Genomic DNA, 15,608 nt, shown 5'->3' on the forward strand with positions numbered 1-15,608 from the left:
GCCGATGGTACTGCAGGGGGGACCCTGTGGGAGAGTAGGACACCGCCGGACACCATTCACGATGGCCACCCAGAAATGGGTGGCCATCGCTGTTTAACCACCACCTCGGATCCTTGCTGCTCACTGGAGCGCGGTGCGGGTTAGGGTGGTGCGACGGTTACGGCCGTCCTCCCCGCCTTCGGGTGGGTCAACTCCACAGAGCATCACCACGACAGGCGAGGAACGCATGGACGACTCAGGATCCGACCGCAACGACCGGGACTCCGGACGTCGTGACGAGCGGCCGCCTCGCGCCGGCGGCCCCGGCCGCTCCTCGAACGATCGCGGCGGCTCGGGCGATTCCCGCCCCCGCCGCGACGGTGATGCTCGTCCTCCCTATCGTGGCGGTGGCGACTCCCGTCCGCAGCGTGATGGTGACTCGCGTCCTCCGTACCGCGGTGGTGGCGATTCCCGTCCGCAGCGCGACGGGGACTCTCGTCCTCCGTACCGTGGTGGTGGGGACTCTCGTCCGCAGCGTGATGGGGACTCCCGTCCTCCTTACCGTGGCGGTGGGGATTCGCGTCCGCAGCGTGATGGTGACTCGCGTCCTCCTTACCGTGGTGGTGGCGATTCCCGTCCGCAGCGCGACGGGGACTCCCGTCCTCCTTACCGTGGCGGTGGGGACTCTCGTCCGCAGCGTGATGGTGACTCGCGTCCTCCTTACCGTGGTGGTGGCGATTCCCGTCCGCAGCGCGATGGGGACTCTCGTCCTCCTTATCGCGGTGGCGACTCTCGTCCGCAGCGAGACGGCGACTCTCGTCCTCCTTACCGTGGTGGTGGGGATTCCCGTCCACAGCGCGATGGTGAGTCTCGTTCTCCCTATCGCGGTGACGGCGACTCGCGTCCGCAGCGTGATGGTGACTCGCGTCCTCCGTACCGCGGTGGCGGCGACTCGCGTCCGCAGCGTGACAGCGGCTCTCGTCCTCCTTACCGCGGGGGTGGGGATTCCCGTCCACAGCGCGATGGGGACTCCCGTCCTCCTTACCGTGGCGGTGGGGATTCCCGTCCGCAGCGGGACGGTGACTCGCGTCCTCCCTATCGCGGTGGCGAGTCGCGTCCCCAGCGTGACGGGGACTCCCGGCCTCCTTACCGTGGAGGTGGAGACTCGCGTCCGCAGCGGGATGGTGACTCCCGCCCTTCCTACCGTGGTGGTGGCGACTCTCGTCCGCAGCGGGATGGGGACTCGCGTCCTCCGTTCCGCGGTGGATCGCGCGACGGGGGAAGCCGGCCGTGGTCGGACGATCGTCGGGGCGGCGGAGACCGCCAGGGCGGCGGACGCGGACGCGAGGGCTTCGGCGGCGGACGCGGCGGCCCCCGCGAGGAGCCGGAGCTCACCGAGGAGGAGCGCGAGCGGCGCTCCCTCCAGTCGGTGCGCCCGCGCCACGACGACCCGGACCTTCCGGACGACGTGCAGGCCAAGGACCTCGACAAGGTCGCCCGCAACGAGCTGCGCACGCTCTCGAAGGACAACGCCGAATGGGTCGCCCGTCACCTGGTGATGGCCGGCCGCCTCCTCGAGGAGGACCCCGAGCTGGCGCACCGCCACGTGCTCTCGGCGGCCCGTCGCGCGGGACGCATCGCCGTGGTCCGCGAGTCGCTGGCCATCTCGGCGTACGCGACGGGCGACTTCGCCCTGGCGCTGCGCGAGCTGCGGACCTTCCGTCGGATCTCCGGCTCGGACGAGCAGGTGCCGCTGATGGTCGACTCCGAGCGCGGCGTCGGCCGACCCGACAAGGCGCTCGAGCTGGGACGGTCGATCGACCGCACCACGCTGAGTCCCGGCGCGCAGGTGTCGCTGGCCATCGCCATGTCCGGCGCCCGCCTCGACCTCGGCCAGGCGGAGCTCGCTCTCATGGAGCTCGAGATCCCGCAGCTGGACCCGGACCGCGCGTTCTCGTACAGCCCGGATCTCTTCGCCGCCTACTCGCTCGTCCTCGAGGAGGTCGGGCGCTCCGAGGAGGCGGCCGAGTGGCAGCGTCGCGCCGACATCGCGGCGCAGGCCGTCTTCGCGGCCGAGGGCGGCGGTGACGACGAGACGATCGAGGTGATCGAGGAGGAGCACGAGTCGGCCGGCGCCGCGTCCGCTCCCGATCGCGCCGAGGAAGGGACCGCGGTCGACGACGCGGACGACTACCTGGACGACGAGGACGAGGACGACCCGACCGCCGTCGACGACGCGGACGAGCACGACGCCCGGCGGACCGGCTCCGAGGAGATCGCCGAGGAAGACGACGCGGACGCGGACGACGCCGATGCGACCGCTGACGCCGAGGCCGACGTCGTCGACACGGACGAGCCGACCTTCGCGGACGAGTCCCTCGAGTCGGACGATCTCGCCGAGACGGACCCGGATGAAGCTCTCGACTCGGCTGACCCGACCGCCGACGAGTCGGACGAATCCGCCGACACCACCGAGGAGGACGGCGATGTTCCGCAGCAGCAGGACTGAGCCCACTCCGCTCGACGGCCGCGACTCCGTCCTGGCCGACCTCGACGGGGTCGTCTACAAGGGCGCCGACGCGATCCCCTTCGCGGTGGAGAGCCTCAACCGCGCGGCCGAGACGCTGCGGGTCGGCTACATCACCAACAACGCCTCCCGCACGGACGCCTCCGTCGCCGGGCACCTCTCCGAGCTGGGGCTGAGCGTCCGGCCCGAGGACGTCGTCACCTCCCCCCAGGCGGCGGTCGTGCTGCTCGCCGACCTGGTGCCGGCCGGCTCGACGATCCTCGTCGTCGGGGCGGAGGGCCTCACCTCCGAGGTCGAGCGCGCCGGGTTCACCGTGACGCGCAGCGCGGAGGACTCGCCGGCGGCGGTCATCCAGGGCTTCGCGCCCACGGTCGGCTGGGAGCAGCTGGCCGAGGCCTCGTTCGCGCTCCACACGGGGATCCCGTGGGTCGCGACGAACACCGACTGGACGATCCCCGTCGCGCGCGGCATCGCCCCGGGCAACGGGACCCTCGTCTCGGCCGTGCACACCGCGGTCGGCCGGCTCCCGGTCGTCGCGGGCAAGCCCGAGCGGGCCATCTTCGACGCGGCGACCGCGCGCTTCGGCTCGACGAACCCGCTGTTCCTCGGCGACCGGCTCGACACCGACATCGCCGGCGCGAACGGCGCCGACATGGAGAGCGCCCACGTGCTCACCGGGATCGACCGGGCCAAGCAGCTCCTCGCCGCGGAGCCCAAGCTCCGGCCGACGTACATCCTCGGCGACCTGCGCGAGCTGCACCTGCCCTACCCGGCGACGACGGTCTCGCGGAACGGCACGCACGCCGTCCGCGGCGCCAAGGTCCGCCTCGACGGCGACTCCGTGGTGATCGTGGACGCCGGCGACGACGCGACCGATCTGCTCCGGGCCGCCTGCTCGGTGATCTGGTCGTCCGGCCGCGCGATCTACGGCCTCGACGTGCCGGAGTCGCTCTACAGCTGAGCCTGCTCGGCGGGCTCCCGGCGTCCCTCGCGGCGCAGGAGCCCGTCGAGCCGGCCGGCCAGACCGACCGCGACGATCGCGATCAGCGCGGCGTACGAGAAGGTCGCGGCGAAGACCCCGGTCCCGGCCCCGATCAGCCCGGTGACCGCCGCCGCGAGAAGGCCCGTCAGCGCGAGGGAGACCGAGGCGCCGGTCGAGTCGGCGATCTGCAGGGCCGAGCTGTTGAAGCCCTCCCGGCCCGGAGCGGAGAGCGCGAGCGTCATCGTCCCCATCCGCGGGAACATCGTGCCCATGCCGCCGCCGGCCAGGAACCAGCCCACGCCCGCGACGATCGGGCTGAGGGCGAGCACCGTGACGAGCAGCACGACTCCGATGCCGGCGAGCACGAGCGACGTGCCGAGCCGCATCGCTCCGCCGTGGCTGAGGCGGGTGCCCGGGCGTCCCTGGATGTTCGAGCCGAGAGCCCAGGAGACGGCGCCCGCGGTGAGCATGGCGCCCGAGAGCCAGGGCGGCAGGCCGTACTGCTCCGAGAGCAGCAGCGGCAGGTAGACCTCGGTGCCGAAGAACGCCGCGGCGACGAGGGCGCGGAGGAGGATCACCGACGGCAGGACGCCCCGGGCGCGCAGCGTGCCGGCGGGCAGGAGCGCGCGAACCGCCACGACCACGACCACCACGGCGGCCGCGGCCAGGAGCCCGGCGAGATCGGGCGCGAGCTCGGCGCTCGTGCTCAGCACGACGACTCCGGCCGAGACGACCACGGCGCGGGCGATGCGGCCCACTGCCCGGCGGTCGAAGGGGAGGCGCTCGCGCGGCTCGAGCGAGCGGAGCGTCGGCGCGATCGCGGCGCTCGCGAGGGCCACCAGGGCGACGACTCCGAAGAAGACCCAGTGCCAGCTCACGAGCTCGGCGACGACTCCGGCCACCAGCGGCCCCACCAGCGACGGCACGACCCAGGCCGCGGCGAAGGCGCCGAAGATCCTCGGATGCAGCTCGCTCGGGTAGACCCGCGCGACGAGCACGTAGAGGGTGACGGTGATCCCTCCGCTGCCCAGCCCCTGCAGCAGGCGGGCCGCCACGAAGACCGGCATCGACTGCGCGGCACCCGCGGCGACGAGACCCAGGGTGAAGAGCAGGATCGCGACCACGAGCGACGGCGTCGGGCCGCGGCGGTCGGCCGAGGAGCCGGCCGCGACCATCCCGACCACGGCGGCCGCGAGCGTCGCCGCGAAGGCCAGGGGGTAGAGGGCGCGGCCGTCGAGGTCGGCGCTGACGATCGGCATGATCGTCGTCACGGCGAGCGACTCGAACGCGCAGAGGAAGACGAGGCTCGTCGTTCCGATGGTCGTCAGGAGGAGGGGAGCCGAGGTGATGCCGCGGCGATCACGAGAACGCACCTGCTCAACAGTACGCCGAGCGCAGAGCCGGTCAGCGGTAGACGGCCCAGTCGTCCTTCGCGAGCACCGTCGGGGTGCCCTCGATCTCGACCAGCCAGCCGCGGTCGTCGCGCTCGAGGTAGCGCCCCTGCACGATCTCGGGGGCCCAGCCGCCGTCGCGGGAGGAGATCCAGCGGACGAAGCGGACGGTGCCTCCGCGCCGGAACAGTGTGCCGTTGTGGTCGCTCATGCGGGGATCTTCTTCACGGAGAGGTCGTCGGGCGACGAGGTTTCGGGGAGGAGATGGAGGCCGAGGCGGCCGTTCGAGGCGTTCGAGAGCTCGCGCAGCCAGTGCGGGTTCAGCTCGATCGCGGCGGTGCCGTCGTACTCGTAGCGGGTGGGGATGCCGGGGTGGAGCCACAGTTCGGACCGGCGGCCCTCGGCGTCCTCGATCGTCAGGAGGAAGCCCTCGCCGCGGCGGAACCGCGAGGTGATCACGGTCTGGAGGTGGGCCAGGGCGCGGTCCTCGAAGGAGTGCGAGCTGGCGGGTGCGCCGTAGAGCAGTCGTCCCATCGCGCGCACCTCCTCACCGTCGGCGGCGCACGGAAGGCGTGCCGCACCGTCGACACTAGGTATTGCTAAGTCGGTTGACTAACAGTCTCGGCGCCGACTGCGCTTTCGGGACACACGCCGTCCGATCGCCGGAGAAGTGGTTCGATGGGGGCAGCGAGTTCCCGTCCGGGGCGCCTGCCGCTCGGAAGGTGCACCTCGATGGACGCTCGGCCAGACCTGTTCGCTCTGCTCGCGCGATTGCGCACGGCGGAGCGCGACTACGACGGCCGCGTGGAGCGCCGCCTGGGCATCGGCGCCACGGATCTCGCGGCCCTGCGGCTGATTGGGGTCGGGGAGCGGCGCGACGAGATCGTCCGCGCCGTCGACCTGTCCGCGGCCCTGTCGATCACGACGGCGGCCGTCTCCCTCCTCGTCGACCGCCTCGCCCGCGCCGGCTACGTGGACCGCACTCCCGACCCGTCCGACGGCCGCGGCCGCATCCTCTGCCTGACGGAGCGCGCGCAGAAGGCCATCGTCGGCACCGACGACCCGACCTACGAGCAGATCCGCGCGATGGTCGCGAAGGTGCCCGAATCGGAGGCCGCGACCGTCGCGGTGCTGCTCGACGGCCTCAGCCGCATCCTCGAGGGGCAGCCGCCGCCCGAGCTCGTCGACTGATCAGCGCTGCAGCGTGGCGCTCGGCGACTCGCCGAATCGCTCCGCGTAGGCCGCGCTGAAGCGGCCCGCGTTCCCGAAGCCCCAGTGCCGGGCGACGGCGGCGACCGTCGTCCCGAGGGGCGGACTCACGGCGAGCTCCTCCCGGGTGCGGTCGAGCCGCACCAGGCGCAGGTAGGCGATCGGGCGCATCCCGAGCACCCGCTGGAACGCGGACTGCAGGCCCCGGACGGTCAGGCCCGACGCCGCCGCCATCTCGGCGGGGCCGATCGGCTCGCTGCAGTGGGCGTGCACGTACTCGACGGCCGTGCGGATCCGTGCGTTCCGGGGGGCGAGGAGCTCGGGCGGGACCGGAGCGGACTCCGGAGGGTAGAGGTCGAGCAGCGCGGAGGCCGTGGCACGGGTGAGCTCGTCCCAGAGCAGCGGCTCGACGCGCTCGCTGCGCAGCGCGCGGGCGGAGTCGGCGACGGCCGTGCGCCAGCGGCGGATCGCCGCGGCGTCGGGGCGGTGCTCGGAGTCGAAGACGAGGGACCCGACGAGGCCCCGCTCGGCGGCGACCCGGTCGACCACTCCCCGGTCGAGGTGCACCAGGCGCTGGTCGAAGTCGACGTAGTCGAAGGCGAACGGCCGGCCGACGGGGAAGAGGACGGGACGGTTCTCCTCCATCGCGATCGAGGCGCGGCCGACGTCGATCCGGCCGGAGCCGCCCACGATCCACTGCACGACGACATCGTCCGAGTCACCCACGCCGCCCGCGAGGCGCCCGGACATCCGCGAGGTGCGGAGGGTCATCCCGCCGTCGCCGATGGCGGCGTAGCGGTAGCTGAAGTCTGCAGCGGTGGTGGCGGCGCGCCACTCGTCGCCGTTGTAGAGCCGCGCGAGGCTGTGCCGCGCCTCGTCCGGATCCTCGCCGCGGGCCTCCAGCCGGACGCGAGGGTGGTGATCGTCCACAGGTCGTTCCGGTGCCTCAGTGCGTGAGGCGCTCGATGAGCTCGCGGTAGCGCGCGGCCGTGCGCTCGACGATCTCGGACGGGAGGGTCGGCGGGAGGCCCTGGCCGTCCCAGTTGTCGGAGAGCCAGTCGCGCACGATCTGCTTGTCGAACGAGCGGCCGCGGATGCCGGCGTCGTAGTCGTCGGCGTCCCAGTAGCGGGAGGAGTCGCTCGTGAGGACCTCGTCGCCGAGGGTGACGACTCCGGTCCCGCGGTCGACCCCGAACTCGAACTTCGTGTCGGCCAGCAGCACGCCGCGGGCCAGGGCGATGGTGGACGCCTCGCGGAAGACGGCGAGCGAGAGGGTGCGCAGCGCCTCCGCGGCCTCCTCCCCGACGATCTCGACCGTGCGCTCGAAGGTGATGTTCTCGTCGTGCTCGCCCTGCGGGGCCTTCCACGCGGGGGTGTAGATCGGCTCGGGGAGAGCGTCGCCGTCCTGGAGGCCCTCGGGGAGCGGGACGCCGCAGACGGAGCCCGTCTCCCGGTACTCCTTCCAGCCGCTGCCGGAGAGGTAGCCGCGCACGACGCACTCGATCGGGAACATGTCGAGCGTCTTCACCAGCATCGACCGGCCGCGGACCGCCTCGGGGATCGCGCCCGGGATCAGATGGTTGGGGACGTCGGAGAGCTGCGCGAACCACCAGAGGGAGAGCGTGGTAAGCAGCTCGCCCTTGCCGGGGATCCCGGGCTCGAGGACCGCGTCGTACGCGCTGACCCGGTCGCTGGCGACGACGAGCATGCGGTCGGCGCCGAGCACGGGGTCGGCGTCGTCGGGGGTGTAGAGGTCGCGCACCTTGCCGGAGTAGGCGTGCTGCCAGCCGGGCAGCGGCGCCGTGGTGTCGAAGGACAGGGAGTCGTCGCGGGTCACCGCACCATTCTCCCCGATCCGGGGGGCTCCGCGGCTCCTGAAGACCTCCTGTGTCCTGGCGGATCGGGGCTGTCAAGCACGCGCGGCCGTCGATCCCGCGCGCCTAGCGTCGAGACATGACCTCGCAGAACGACCAGACTCCGCAGAACGACCAGTACACGTTCCAAGACCCGACCGCGATGTTCGCCGACATCGACACGGAGGCCCAGTACCAGGAGGGCTCCGGCCTCGACTCGAAGATGGACGACCCCGCCGACCGCGGCGAGTCGACCTACCGCGGCTCCGGCCGCCTGACCGGGCGCAAGGCGCTCGTCACCGGAGGCGACTCGGGCATCGGCGCGGCCGTCGCCATCGCCTACGCCCGCGAGGGCGCCGACGTCGCGATCGTCTACCTCCCCGAGGAGGAGTCGGACGCGAAGAAGGTCGTCGCGCTGATCGAGGAGGCCGGACGCACCGCCGTCGCCATCCCCGGTGACATCACCGACCACGACTTCGCGGTGGGCGCCGTCGCGAAGGCCGTCGAGGGCCTGGGCGGACTCGACATCCTCGTCAACAACGCGGGCAAGCAGCAGCACGTCGAGGACTTCCTCGAGCTCTCGGACGAGCAGTTCGACGAGACCTTCAAGACCAACGTCTACGCGATGTTCTGGATGACGAAGGCGGCCGTGCCGCACCTCGCCCCGGGCTCCGCGATCATCAGCACCTCGTCGATCCAGGCCTACCAGCCGTCGCCGATGCTGGTCGACTACGCCAGCACGAAGGCCACGATCAACACGTTCTCGAAGGCGCTCGCGCAGCAGCTCGCGCCCAAGGGGATCCGCGTGAACGTCGTCGCCCCGGGCCCGATCTGGACGCCGCTGCAGACCGCGGGCGGCCAGCCGTCCGACAAGCTGCCCGAGGTCGGCTCGCAGACGCCGCTCGGACGCTGGGGTCAGCCGGCCGAGCTCGCTCCCGCCTACGTGTTCCTCGCCTCCCCGGAGTCGAGCTACGTCGTCGGCGAGACGCTGCACGTCAACGGCGGCATGCCCACGCCGTAACACTCGGCGCTCACGGCGGGCCCGGTCGCGGAGCGGAGGAACCTCTTCCGCGCCGTGGCGGGGCCCGCCGTTTTGGTTGTCGTAACAATCGACTGCTGTGCAGGTTCGTGCGCGAGAGTCGGTGCATGACCGATTCCCTGCCGATCCTCGACCTGTCCCGCCTCGACCGGGGGGAGGCGGAGGCCGCCGCCTTCCGCCGCGACCTCCGGGAGACCACGCACGACGTGGGCTTCTTCTACCTCATCGGCCACGGCGTGCCCCAGGACCTCCTCGACGACGTCGTCGCCGTCTCCCGCCGCTTCTTCGATCTGCCGGAGGAGGAGAAGCTCGCGATCGAGAACACCCTCAGCCCGCAGTTCCGCGGCTACACCCGCTTCGGCGCCGAGCTCACCAACGGCGACGTCGACTACCGCGAGCAGGTCGACATCGGCATCGACCGACCGGCCGTTCCCGCCGGGCCCGGCGTCGCCGACTACGAGCGCCTCGAGGGGCCGAACCTCTGGCCCGAGGCGCTGCCGGAGTTCCGCGAGGTCTTCGAGCGCTGGCACGCGGAGCTCGCCGCGGTCGCGATCCGGCTGCTGCGCACCTGGGCCGTCGCGCTCGACGCTCCGGAGGACGTGTTCGACGAGGCGTTCGCTGAGCGGCCGTTCTCGCTGGTGAAGGTCGTCCGCTACCCGGGCACCTCCGACCCGGAGCCCAAGCAGGGCGTGGGCGCGCACCGCGACGGCGGCGTGCTGACGCTGCTGCTGGTCGAGCCCGGCAAGGGCGGCCTGCAGGTCGAGCACGACGGCTCGTGGATCGAGGCACCCGCGATGGAGGGCGCGTTCGTCGTCAACATCGGCGAGATGCTGGAGCTCGCCACGGGCGGCTACCTCAAGGCCACGCTGCACCGCGTGATCTCGCCGCTGATCGGAACGGACCGGATCTCGATCCCGTTCTTCTTCAATCCCGCGCTCTCGGCCACCATGCCCTCGCTCCCGCTGCCCGAGGAGCTCAAGTCCGGCCTCTCGGTCGACCCGACGAACGCGCCGATCCTCGAGACCTACGGCGAGAACGCGCTGCGCTACCGGCTCCGGGCCCACCCGAACGTGGCGGCCGCCCACCACGCGGACCTGCTCGCTCCCACCGTCTGACCCGGGAACGACGAAGGGCCCCCTTCCGCGCGAGCGCAGGAGGGGGCCCTTCGTCGTCAGTGCGTCAGCAGCGCGCGGCGGCCACGGGGACCGTCGCGGTGAACGCGGGCTGGCCGGTCGCCGATCCGGTCACCGTCACCGTGCCGGCCGGCATCGAGGCCAGGCGGGTGGTGAAGGCGGCGGAGGCGGACGAGCCGGGAGCGACCGCGGTGAACGACTTCGAGCCGTAGGCCGAGGTGATCGTGACGTCCGCGGCAGCGGTATCGGTGTTCTTCACGGTCGCGGTGAGCACGATCTTGCCGGCGACGCAGCGCGTGGCGACCGCGGGGACGAGCTCGAGGGTGTCCAGCGGGACGACGGCCGAGACAGACGTGCGCACCAGCTTGTCCGCGTACCCGGTGTAGGAGGCCGTGACGCCGGTCACGCCCGCCGGGACCGAGACGCTCGCCGAGCCGCCGGAGAGCGGGACGGTCGAGGTCCACGAGCCGCCGGTGAAGGTGACCGAACCGACGACGTCGCCCTTGTCGGCCGCCGCGACCGTCGCCGTGACCGTGCGGCCGTCGGCGGTGAGGGTCGTGGTGGAGTCGACGGCGGTGACGCCGGTCCAGTTCTTCATGGCGGTGAGGACCGTCTGCGGGACGCTCACGAACGCACCGTGCCGCGGGCTGGCCGGGAGGCCGGCGCGGCTCTTGGGCGAGACGTTCCAGTCGGCCGACTGCGAGAGGCGGTTCGTCTGCGAGCTGCCGGCGATGGCCGCTCCGGAGGTGAGGAAGGCCTTGTAGCCGCCGTCGCCGTAGTTGTCGACGAGGAACGCGTAGCCGTCGCCCGTGCCGGTGGTGTCGTTCGGGTCGCCCGCGTTCAGCTTGATGATCTCGGGTCCCTCACCGGCCTGGCCGGTCTCGAGCGAGGTCATCCGGGTGTCGGTGAGCTGCCACGTGGTGTTCGGGTCGGCACTCCAGTTCGAGGAGGTCGTCCCGGCGGTCAGGACCTTCGACTTCTCGAGGAAGATGTCCTTCCCGGCCTCGAGGGTGCCGGCGGCGCCGCCCTCCTCGTTCTTCGTGAAGCGGTAGTAGTAGTCGCCGATCTTCGTGATCGTCGAGTCGATCCGCGCGTAGCCGGTGTCCTGCCAGGTGGCGGGAGGAGCGGTGAAGGTGCGGAAGTCGCGGGTGATCACCGAGAAGACACGGGAGTAGAGCTTGTCGCTGTTGGTCTTCGTCGCGTCGGAGTAGAGGCGCGAGGAGAAGAACACGACGTAGGACTGCAGGGCGTCGTCCCAGTACGCCTCGGGCGCCCAGGTCATTCCCGCGGCCGGCTGGTTCACCGTGATGCCGGTGTCGGCGCCGTTGGTGCGGGTCCACTGCACCAGGTCGGTCGACTCCCAGACCTCGATCTTCAGGCTGCCCTTGGACTGGGCGTCGCCCCAGCCGGTGCCGCAGGAGATGCAGAGGTCGGTGGCGACCATGTAGTACTTGTCGCCGTTGTGCGAGCGGAGGATGAACGGGTCGCGCAGGCCCTTCGTGTCGGTCGTCGAGGTGATGACCGCCTTGCCGCCGTTGACCGGCGAGAAGGTGAAGAAGTCGTTGCCCGAGGTCGCGGCCTGGTAGATCTTCTCGTCGCCGTCCGACTTGAAGTACGCCGAGGCGTAGCCCGCGGCGGGAGCGGTGCGGCCGAGCTCGGCGACCGTCAGCGTGAAGGCGCGCGTCTCGGTGACGCCGTTGAGGGTGGCCGTCGCGGTGAGGGTGACGGTCCTGTCTCCGGAGCCGTAGGCCGGCCGGGTGACGACGCCGCCGCCGCGGTAGGGGTCGGCCGTGCCGACCGCCGGAGCCGCGTAGGAGGTGTTCGTCTGCGTGACGAGGGCCGGGTCCGAGGAGGTCCAGGTGATGTCGGTGCCGTTCCGGGCGCCCTTCACCGCGAGGGGGAGGTTCTCGGTGGTGCGCGTGGCGAGCTTCAGCGCGTCGAGGTCGTCGTTGATGCTCGGGGCGAGCACGACCACCTCGAAGGCGATCGTCGCGCCCTGGGCGGTGGTCGCCGTCAGGGTGACCGGGGTGTTCTGCGCGATCGAGCGCGAGACGACGCCGGTGGCCGAGACGACCGCGCTGTTCGAGGAGGTCCAGGTGAGCGGGACGCCGCTGCTGGAGGCGGGCAGCGTCAGGTTCGAGGAGACCTGGGTCAGCGACGGGTTGCCGGCCAGCAGGACGGGCTGGATGTCCGAGCGCAGCAGGGCGGAGGTCGCGGACACCTTCGCGTCGGCGGTCGGCATGCTCGAGGCGACCTGCTCGGCGGTGAGGGAGGTGTCCCAGAACTTCACGTCGGTGACGTCGGCGGTCACCAGGGCGTCTCCGGTGTAGAGCGAGCGCCCGAGGTAGCCGAGCGTGGATCCGGTCGGGACGATGCTCGCCATCGACTTCGCCGTGTTCGCCGTCGAGATCTGCGTGCCGTCGCGGTAGAGCGTGAGGACGGTGTTCGAGCCGGTGCCGGTGCCGACGAGCGTGAGCGTCGTGAATCCGGGGTTGAGCGTGCCGCCGAACGGCATGCGGGTCTCGCCGTTGCTGGTGGGCTCCTTGACGCGGATGCCCGCGAGGACCTGTCCGCTGGGCGAGCCGTCGGGGTTGCGCGGGTTCACGAAGACGTGGTTGCCGAGCTGCGTGGTGTTCCACGGGCCGACGCCGTCGCCGATGACCCAGCCGAACTGGTTGGCGGTGGTCTGCGTCTTCACCGTGTACTCGACGGCGAAGGCGTTGTCGGCTCCGGTGACCAGGCCCTGGGGGAGGCTCGCGTAGCCGTCGTTCTTGAACCGGGCGACCTGGTCGCCGCCGGCGTTCGCGAAGGACGCGTCGGTGAGGCCGGTCAGGGTGGCGTTGCGTCCGTTGCCCGAGATGTCGAGCAGGGCCGAGCCGGCGTGCGACATGTCGTAGTGCGCGGTGGGCGCCGGGACGTCGACGGCCTGCGCCGAGACGGGGACGAGAGCGCCGGTGAGGGCGACGCTCGTGCAGGCGAGAGCGGAGAGGAAGAGGGATCGCACGCGGCGCCGAGGCGCGGCGGCAGGGGGCTCCGGGGAGCGTCGTCTCATCGTCGAGACCTTTCCTTCGGGGGAGGGATGCGTCGAGCCGAGGGGACCGACGCGTGTGTTCACGTTAACATGTGAGCCGCCTCAGAGCCATGGCGGAATTGCTCCGGCGTCGGGAGCGAACCATGCGACAGGGGCGCGCCTCGGCGCAAGACCTGCACCCGCGAGCGCCCGGGGCGTAGCGTGAGCGCACCGCATCCTGGCCCCCGGTGACGGAACCATGCCCATCCGCCTGCCCTGCGAGGACTTGACCATGACGACGCTCTTCCACACCGGTGGCTCCCTCTCCCTCGACGACGCGACCGCCGACGCCGTCGTCCGCTACTCGCTCGCGCTCGCGCAGCAGCATCGGATGAGCACGGTCAGCGTCGCCGACGACTCGGCCCCCTCCTCCGTCGTGACGCTCACCGTCGGGCTCGGCGTCCCCCTGGTGGTCGCGGGCAGCGGCAGCGCAGCGGCGGAGTCGAGCGACGAGATCCTCGAGCGCCTCGACGCGCTCGACGGCGCCGGCGGTCCGGTGCCCGCCTCGGATGTCGACCCCCGCGCGACGTGGGAGCTCGAGAACGAGTACTGAGCTCCGAGCCGCGGCGCCGCCGGCGCGGATCCGCCTCGCTCCTGCTCCGCTGGCGCGGAGCGTCAGCGCCGGTAGTCGCGGATGATCTCCTGGGCGAGCGTCGTGATCGGGGTCGACGTCGCTCGCGCGCGGACCCGCAGCACCTCGAAGGCCTGCTCGACCGTGGTGCGGTGGGCGTAGGCGAGGATCCCCTTCGCCTGCTCGATCAGCACCCGGCTGTCGAGGGCGTGCTGCAGCTGCTCCTGGGTGACCGTGCTCTGCTGGAGCGCGCGCTGGTGCAGGATCCCGATCGTCGCGACGTCGGCGAACGCCTGCACGACCGCGATGTCGTCAGGATCGAGCCGCCCCGGCCGGGCCTGGAAGAGGTTGAGGGAGCCGATCGTCGTCCCCGCCGACCGCATCGGCACGCAGTGCGCCGAGAGCACGTCGAGCTCGACCGCCAGCGTCCGGAACTCCGCCCACTCCTCGCCCACGGCGCGGGCGTCCTCGACGATCACCGGCCGCCCGGTCTCGAAGCACTGGATGCACGGGCCCGACCCGCTGTCGAGCTGAAGCAGCTCGATCAGCCGGGTGTCCTCGTCCGTGGAGGCGAGCACCTCGAGGGAGCCGGTGGAGTCGGCGAGGACGAGCCCCGCCGAGACGGCGTCGAAGAGGGTCGCGCTGCTCTCCACGAGGGTCTGGGTGAAGTCGACGACGTCGTAGTCGTCGACCAGTGTGTCGGAGAGGGCGACGAACGTCTGGATGACGCTGCGCTCGCGGGAGTTCGTCACCATGTGTCGTCCTGGGCGGTGAGAGGGCGGTCGGGGAACCCGTCGTGCCGGGCCACGATGCCGGAGGCGACATCGACGACGGAGCGCTGCTGGGCGAAGGCGTGGGCGCGCAGCAGCAGCTGCGCCTCCTCGGCCGTGCTGCCGTAGCGCGCGATGATCATGCCGGTCGCCTGGTGCACCACGCGTCGCGAGCGCGGATTCGTGCTCTCCTCGACCTCGTTGTCGCGCAGCACCGCGGCCAGCACCAGCAGCGCCGTCGCGGTGGTCGAGGCGCTGATCCGGCCGAGGAGGGAGTCGCTGAGCGACGTGGGGCGGCGGGAGAAGAGGTCGACCGCGCCGATCGAGAGCCCCGCGATCGAGAGCGGGAAGGCGAAGACCGCGCGCACCGCCGTGGGGCCGATCGCCTCGGTGAAGAGCGGCCAGCGCTCCTCCGCGCCGGTGTCCGGCACCGAGACGGGGCCGGCAGCGCGGATCGCCTCCCAGCACGGGCCCTCGCCGAGGTCGATCTGGATCTCGTCCAGCCGGCTCGCGGTGCTGTCGCTCGCGGCGACGGTCTCGCCGCCGAAGGGGCTGCCGAGCGTGGAGATCGCGACGCCGTCGATCGGATACCCGCGCAGATACGGGTCGCAGAGAGCGTCGGAGTCGGTCACCGCGCCCATTTCAGCCGTCGGCTCCGCTCGGAGCGACGCTCCGCCCGACCGGCGGGGACCACGACGCGGCGACGCGCGGGGGCCCGCCTGGCTGCGCTGCCCGGGCGCACGAGGCGACGGCCCGTGAAGCGGCTCGTCGGGCGCGGACGGTGCATGGTGCGGGGCGACGGGAGCCGGAGGACGGCGGCCTGCACGGCGACGGAGCGGCTCAGGCCGGGGTCGATCGAGCCGGGACGCTCGAGGGCGGCGATGAGGTCGTCGAGGACGGCGAAGGCGGGATCTGTCATCACGGCTCCTGGCCGGGTGTCCGCGGCCGTTGTTCTGCGCGCCGGGGCGCGGGCGGTGTCGATCGGGTGTCGCCGTGCGGGGTCCGCGCACGACGTCGACGAGGTCCTGCCCGACGGTACGGGGCGCGGATCGACCGGACGACGTGGTCGACCTCTCGGAGGTCC

Annotated in this window: 16 protein-coding genes; 6 read left to right on the forward strand and 10 right to left on the reverse strand. The window is 72.0% G+C overall.

Annotated features, from left to right (window positions below; translation table 11 throughout):
* Positions 1–235: 235 nt before the first annotated feature.
* Positions 236–1,423: a hypothetical protein gene (locus C5B95_RS17195; RefSeq protein WP_146076572.1), complete on the reverse strand. Its 1,188-nt coding sequence runs from the start codon at positions 1,421–1,423 to the stop codon at positions 236–238.
* Here C5B95_RS17195 and C5B95_RS11055 point away from each other — a divergent pair.
* On the forward strand, positions 1,409–2,488 hold the full coding sequence (locus tag C5B95_RS11055; RefSeq protein WP_104349179.1) for a hypothetical protein: 1,080 nt from the start codon (positions 1,409–1,411) through the stop codon (positions 2,486–2,488). The genes C5B95_RS17195 and C5B95_RS11055 overlap by 15 nt on opposite strands.
* On the forward strand, positions 2,466–3,467 hold the full coding sequence (locus C5B95_RS11060) for an HAD-IIA family hydrolase (protein WP_104226795.1): 1,002 nt from the start codon (positions 2,466–2,468) through the stop codon (positions 3,465–3,467). The genes C5B95_RS11055 and C5B95_RS11060 overlap by 23 nt, the downstream gene beginning before the upstream one ends.
* Here C5B95_RS11060 and C5B95_RS11065 read toward each other — a convergent pair.
* The 3 genes from C5B95_RS11065 to C5B95_RS11075 are packed head-to-tail and all read right to left on the reverse strand — an operon-like array spanning position 3,458 to position 5,413.
* Positions 3,458–4,861, reverse strand: a complete 1,404-nt coding sequence (locus C5B95_RS11065; RefSeq protein ID WP_104349180.1) for an MFS transporter — start codon at positions 4,859–4,861, stop codon at positions 3,458–3,460. The genes C5B95_RS11060 and C5B95_RS11065 overlap by 10 nt on opposite strands.
* 31 nt (positions 4,862–4,892) lie before the next feature.
* The gene (locus C5B95_RS11070) at positions 4,893–5,090 is read right to left on the reverse strand and encodes a hypothetical protein (RefSeq protein ID WP_068256013.1); all 198 of its coding nucleotides are present in this window, start codon (positions 5,088–5,090) and stop codon (positions 4,893–4,895) included.
* Positions 5,087–5,413 carry a hypothetical protein gene (locus C5B95_RS11075; RefSeq protein ID WP_104223794.1) on the reverse strand — a complete coding sequence of 109 codons (327 nt, stop codon included), beginning with the start codon at positions 5,411–5,413 and terminating at the stop codon, positions 5,087–5,089. The genes C5B95_RS11070 and C5B95_RS11075 overlap by 4 nt, the downstream gene beginning before the upstream one ends.
* Before the next feature lie 198 nt (positions 5,414–5,611).
* On the opposite strand from C5B95_RS11075, the gene C5B95_RS11080 reads away from it, so the two are divergent.
* The gene (locus C5B95_RS11080) at positions 5,612–6,070 is read left to right on the forward strand and encodes a MarR family winged helix-turn-helix transcriptional regulator (RefSeq protein WP_104326055.1); all 459 of its coding nucleotides are present in this window, start codon (positions 5,612–5,614) and stop codon (positions 6,068–6,070) included.
* Here the strand turns inward: C5B95_RS11080 and C5B95_RS11085 are convergent, their stop codons facing one another.
* Both C5B95_RS11085 and C5B95_RS11090 read right to left on the reverse strand, forming a co-directional pair.
* On the reverse strand, positions 6,071–7,018 hold the full coding sequence (locus C5B95_RS11085) for a helix-turn-helix domain-containing protein (protein WP_104349181.1): 948 nt from the start codon (positions 7,016–7,018) through the stop codon (positions 6,071–6,073).
* Between the two features lie 16 nt (positions 7,019–7,034).
* On the reverse strand, positions 7,035–7,925 hold the full coding sequence (locus tag C5B95_RS11090) for a phosphoribosylaminoimidazolesuccinocarboxamide synthase (protein ID WP_258059951.1): 891 nt from the start codon (positions 7,923–7,925) through the stop codon (positions 7,035–7,037).
* Between the two features lie 116 nt (positions 7,926–8,041).
* Here C5B95_RS11090 and C5B95_RS11095 point away from each other — a divergent pair, with 116 nt between their 5' ends.
* Both C5B95_RS11095 and C5B95_RS11100 read left to right on the forward strand, forming a co-directional pair.
* Positions 8,042–8,962 (forward strand): glucose 1-dehydrogenase, encoded by a 921-nt coding sequence (locus C5B95_RS11095; RefSeq protein ID WP_104223791.1) that lies wholly within the window; start codon positions 8,042–8,044, stop codon positions 8,960–8,962.
* Positions 8,963–9,087: 125 nt separating this feature from the next.
* On the forward strand, positions 9,088–10,095 hold the full coding sequence (locus C5B95_RS11100) for an isopenicillin N synthase family oxygenase (RefSeq protein ID WP_104347864.1): 1,008 nt from the start codon (positions 9,088–9,090) through the stop codon (positions 10,093–10,095).
* Between the two features lie 64 nt (positions 10,096–10,159).
* Here C5B95_RS11100 and C5B95_RS11105 read toward each other — a convergent pair whose 3' ends face one another.
* Positions 10,160–13,117, reverse strand: a complete 2,958-nt coding sequence (locus C5B95_RS11105; RefSeq protein ID WP_258059952.1) for a glycoside hydrolase family 43 protein — start codon at positions 13,115–13,117, stop codon at positions 10,160–10,162.
* Between the two features lie 298 nt (positions 13,118–13,415).
* Here C5B95_RS11105 and C5B95_RS11110 point away from each other — a divergent pair, with 298 nt between their 5' ends.
* Complete coding sequence (locus C5B95_RS11110; RefSeq protein WP_104282669.1) at positions 13,416–13,736, forward strand: hypothetical protein; 321 nt, start codon at positions 13,416–13,418, stop codon at positions 13,734–13,736.
* A 62-nt stretch (positions 13,737–13,798) separates the two neighbouring features.
* Here the strand turns inward: C5B95_RS11110 and C5B95_RS11115 are convergent, their stop codons facing one another.
* From C5B95_RS11115 to C5B95_RS11125, 3 genes are read right to left on the reverse strand one after another with little or no spacing between them, the layout of a single operon-like run.
* Positions 13,799–14,509 (reverse strand): GAF and ANTAR domain-containing protein, encoded by a 711-nt coding sequence (locus C5B95_RS11115; protein WP_104239019.1) that lies wholly within the window; start codon positions 14,507–14,509, stop codon positions 13,799–13,801.
* Positions 14,503–15,156: a GAF and ANTAR domain-containing protein gene (locus C5B95_RS11120; protein ID WP_181068057.1), complete on the reverse strand. Its 654-nt coding sequence runs from the start codon at positions 15,154–15,156 to the stop codon at positions 14,503–14,505. Before C5B95_RS11120 ends, C5B95_RS11115 begins: the two co-directional genes overlap by 7 nt.
* A complete protein-coding gene (locus C5B95_RS11125; RefSeq protein WP_104349183.1) occupies positions 15,153–15,443 on the reverse strand; it encodes a hypothetical protein in 291 nt (96 codons plus the stop codon). Before C5B95_RS11125 ends, C5B95_RS11120 begins: the two co-directional genes overlap by 4 nt.
* Between the last annotated feature and the right edge of the window lie 165 nt (positions 15,444–15,608).

The organism is Rathayibacter sp. AY1A7 (assembly GCF_002930845.1).
GTDB lineage: Bacteria > Actinomycetota > Actinomycetes > Actinomycetales > Microbacteriaceae > Rathayibacter.

What these genes read in the sequence shown, in the direction of transcription:
- C5B95_RS11060 (WP_104226795.1), top strand. Translation starts at nt 2,466, where the DNA reads ATGTTCCGCAGCAGCAGGACTGAGCCCACTCCGCTCGACGGCCGCGAC.
- C5B95_RS11070 (WP_068256013.1), bottom strand. Translation starts at nt 5,090, where the DNA reads ATGAGCGACCACAACGGCACACTGTTCCGGCGCGGAGGCACCGTCCGC.
- C5B95_RS11075 (WP_104223794.1), bottom strand. Translation starts at nt 5,413, where the DNA reads ATGGGACGACTGCTCTACGGCGCACCCGCCAGCTCGCACTCCTTCGAG.
- C5B95_RS11080 (WP_104326055.1), top strand. Translation starts at nt 5,612, where the DNA reads ATGGACGCTCGGCCAGACCTGTTCGCTCTGCTCGCGCGATTGCGCACG.
- C5B95_RS11095 (WP_104223791.1), top strand. Translation starts at nt 8,042, where the DNA reads ATGACCTCGCAGAACGACCAGACTCCGCAGAACGACCAGTACACGTTC.
- C5B95_RS11100 (WP_104347864.1), top strand. Translation starts at nt 9,088, where the DNA reads ATGACCGATTCCCTGCCGATCCTCGACCTGTCCCGCCTCGACCGGGGG.
- C5B95_RS11110 (WP_104282669.1), top strand. Translation starts at nt 13,416, where the DNA reads ATGACGACGCTCTTCCACACCGGTGGCTCCCTCTCCCTCGACGACGCG.
- C5B95_RS11115 (WP_104239019.1), bottom strand. Translation starts at nt 14,509, where the DNA reads ATGGTGACGAACTCCCGCGAGCGCAGCGTCATCCAGACGTTCGTCGCC.
- C5B95_RS11125 (WP_104349183.1), bottom strand. Translation starts at nt 15,443, where the DNA reads ATGACAGATCCCGCCTTCGCCGTCCTCGACGACCTCATCGCCGCCCTC.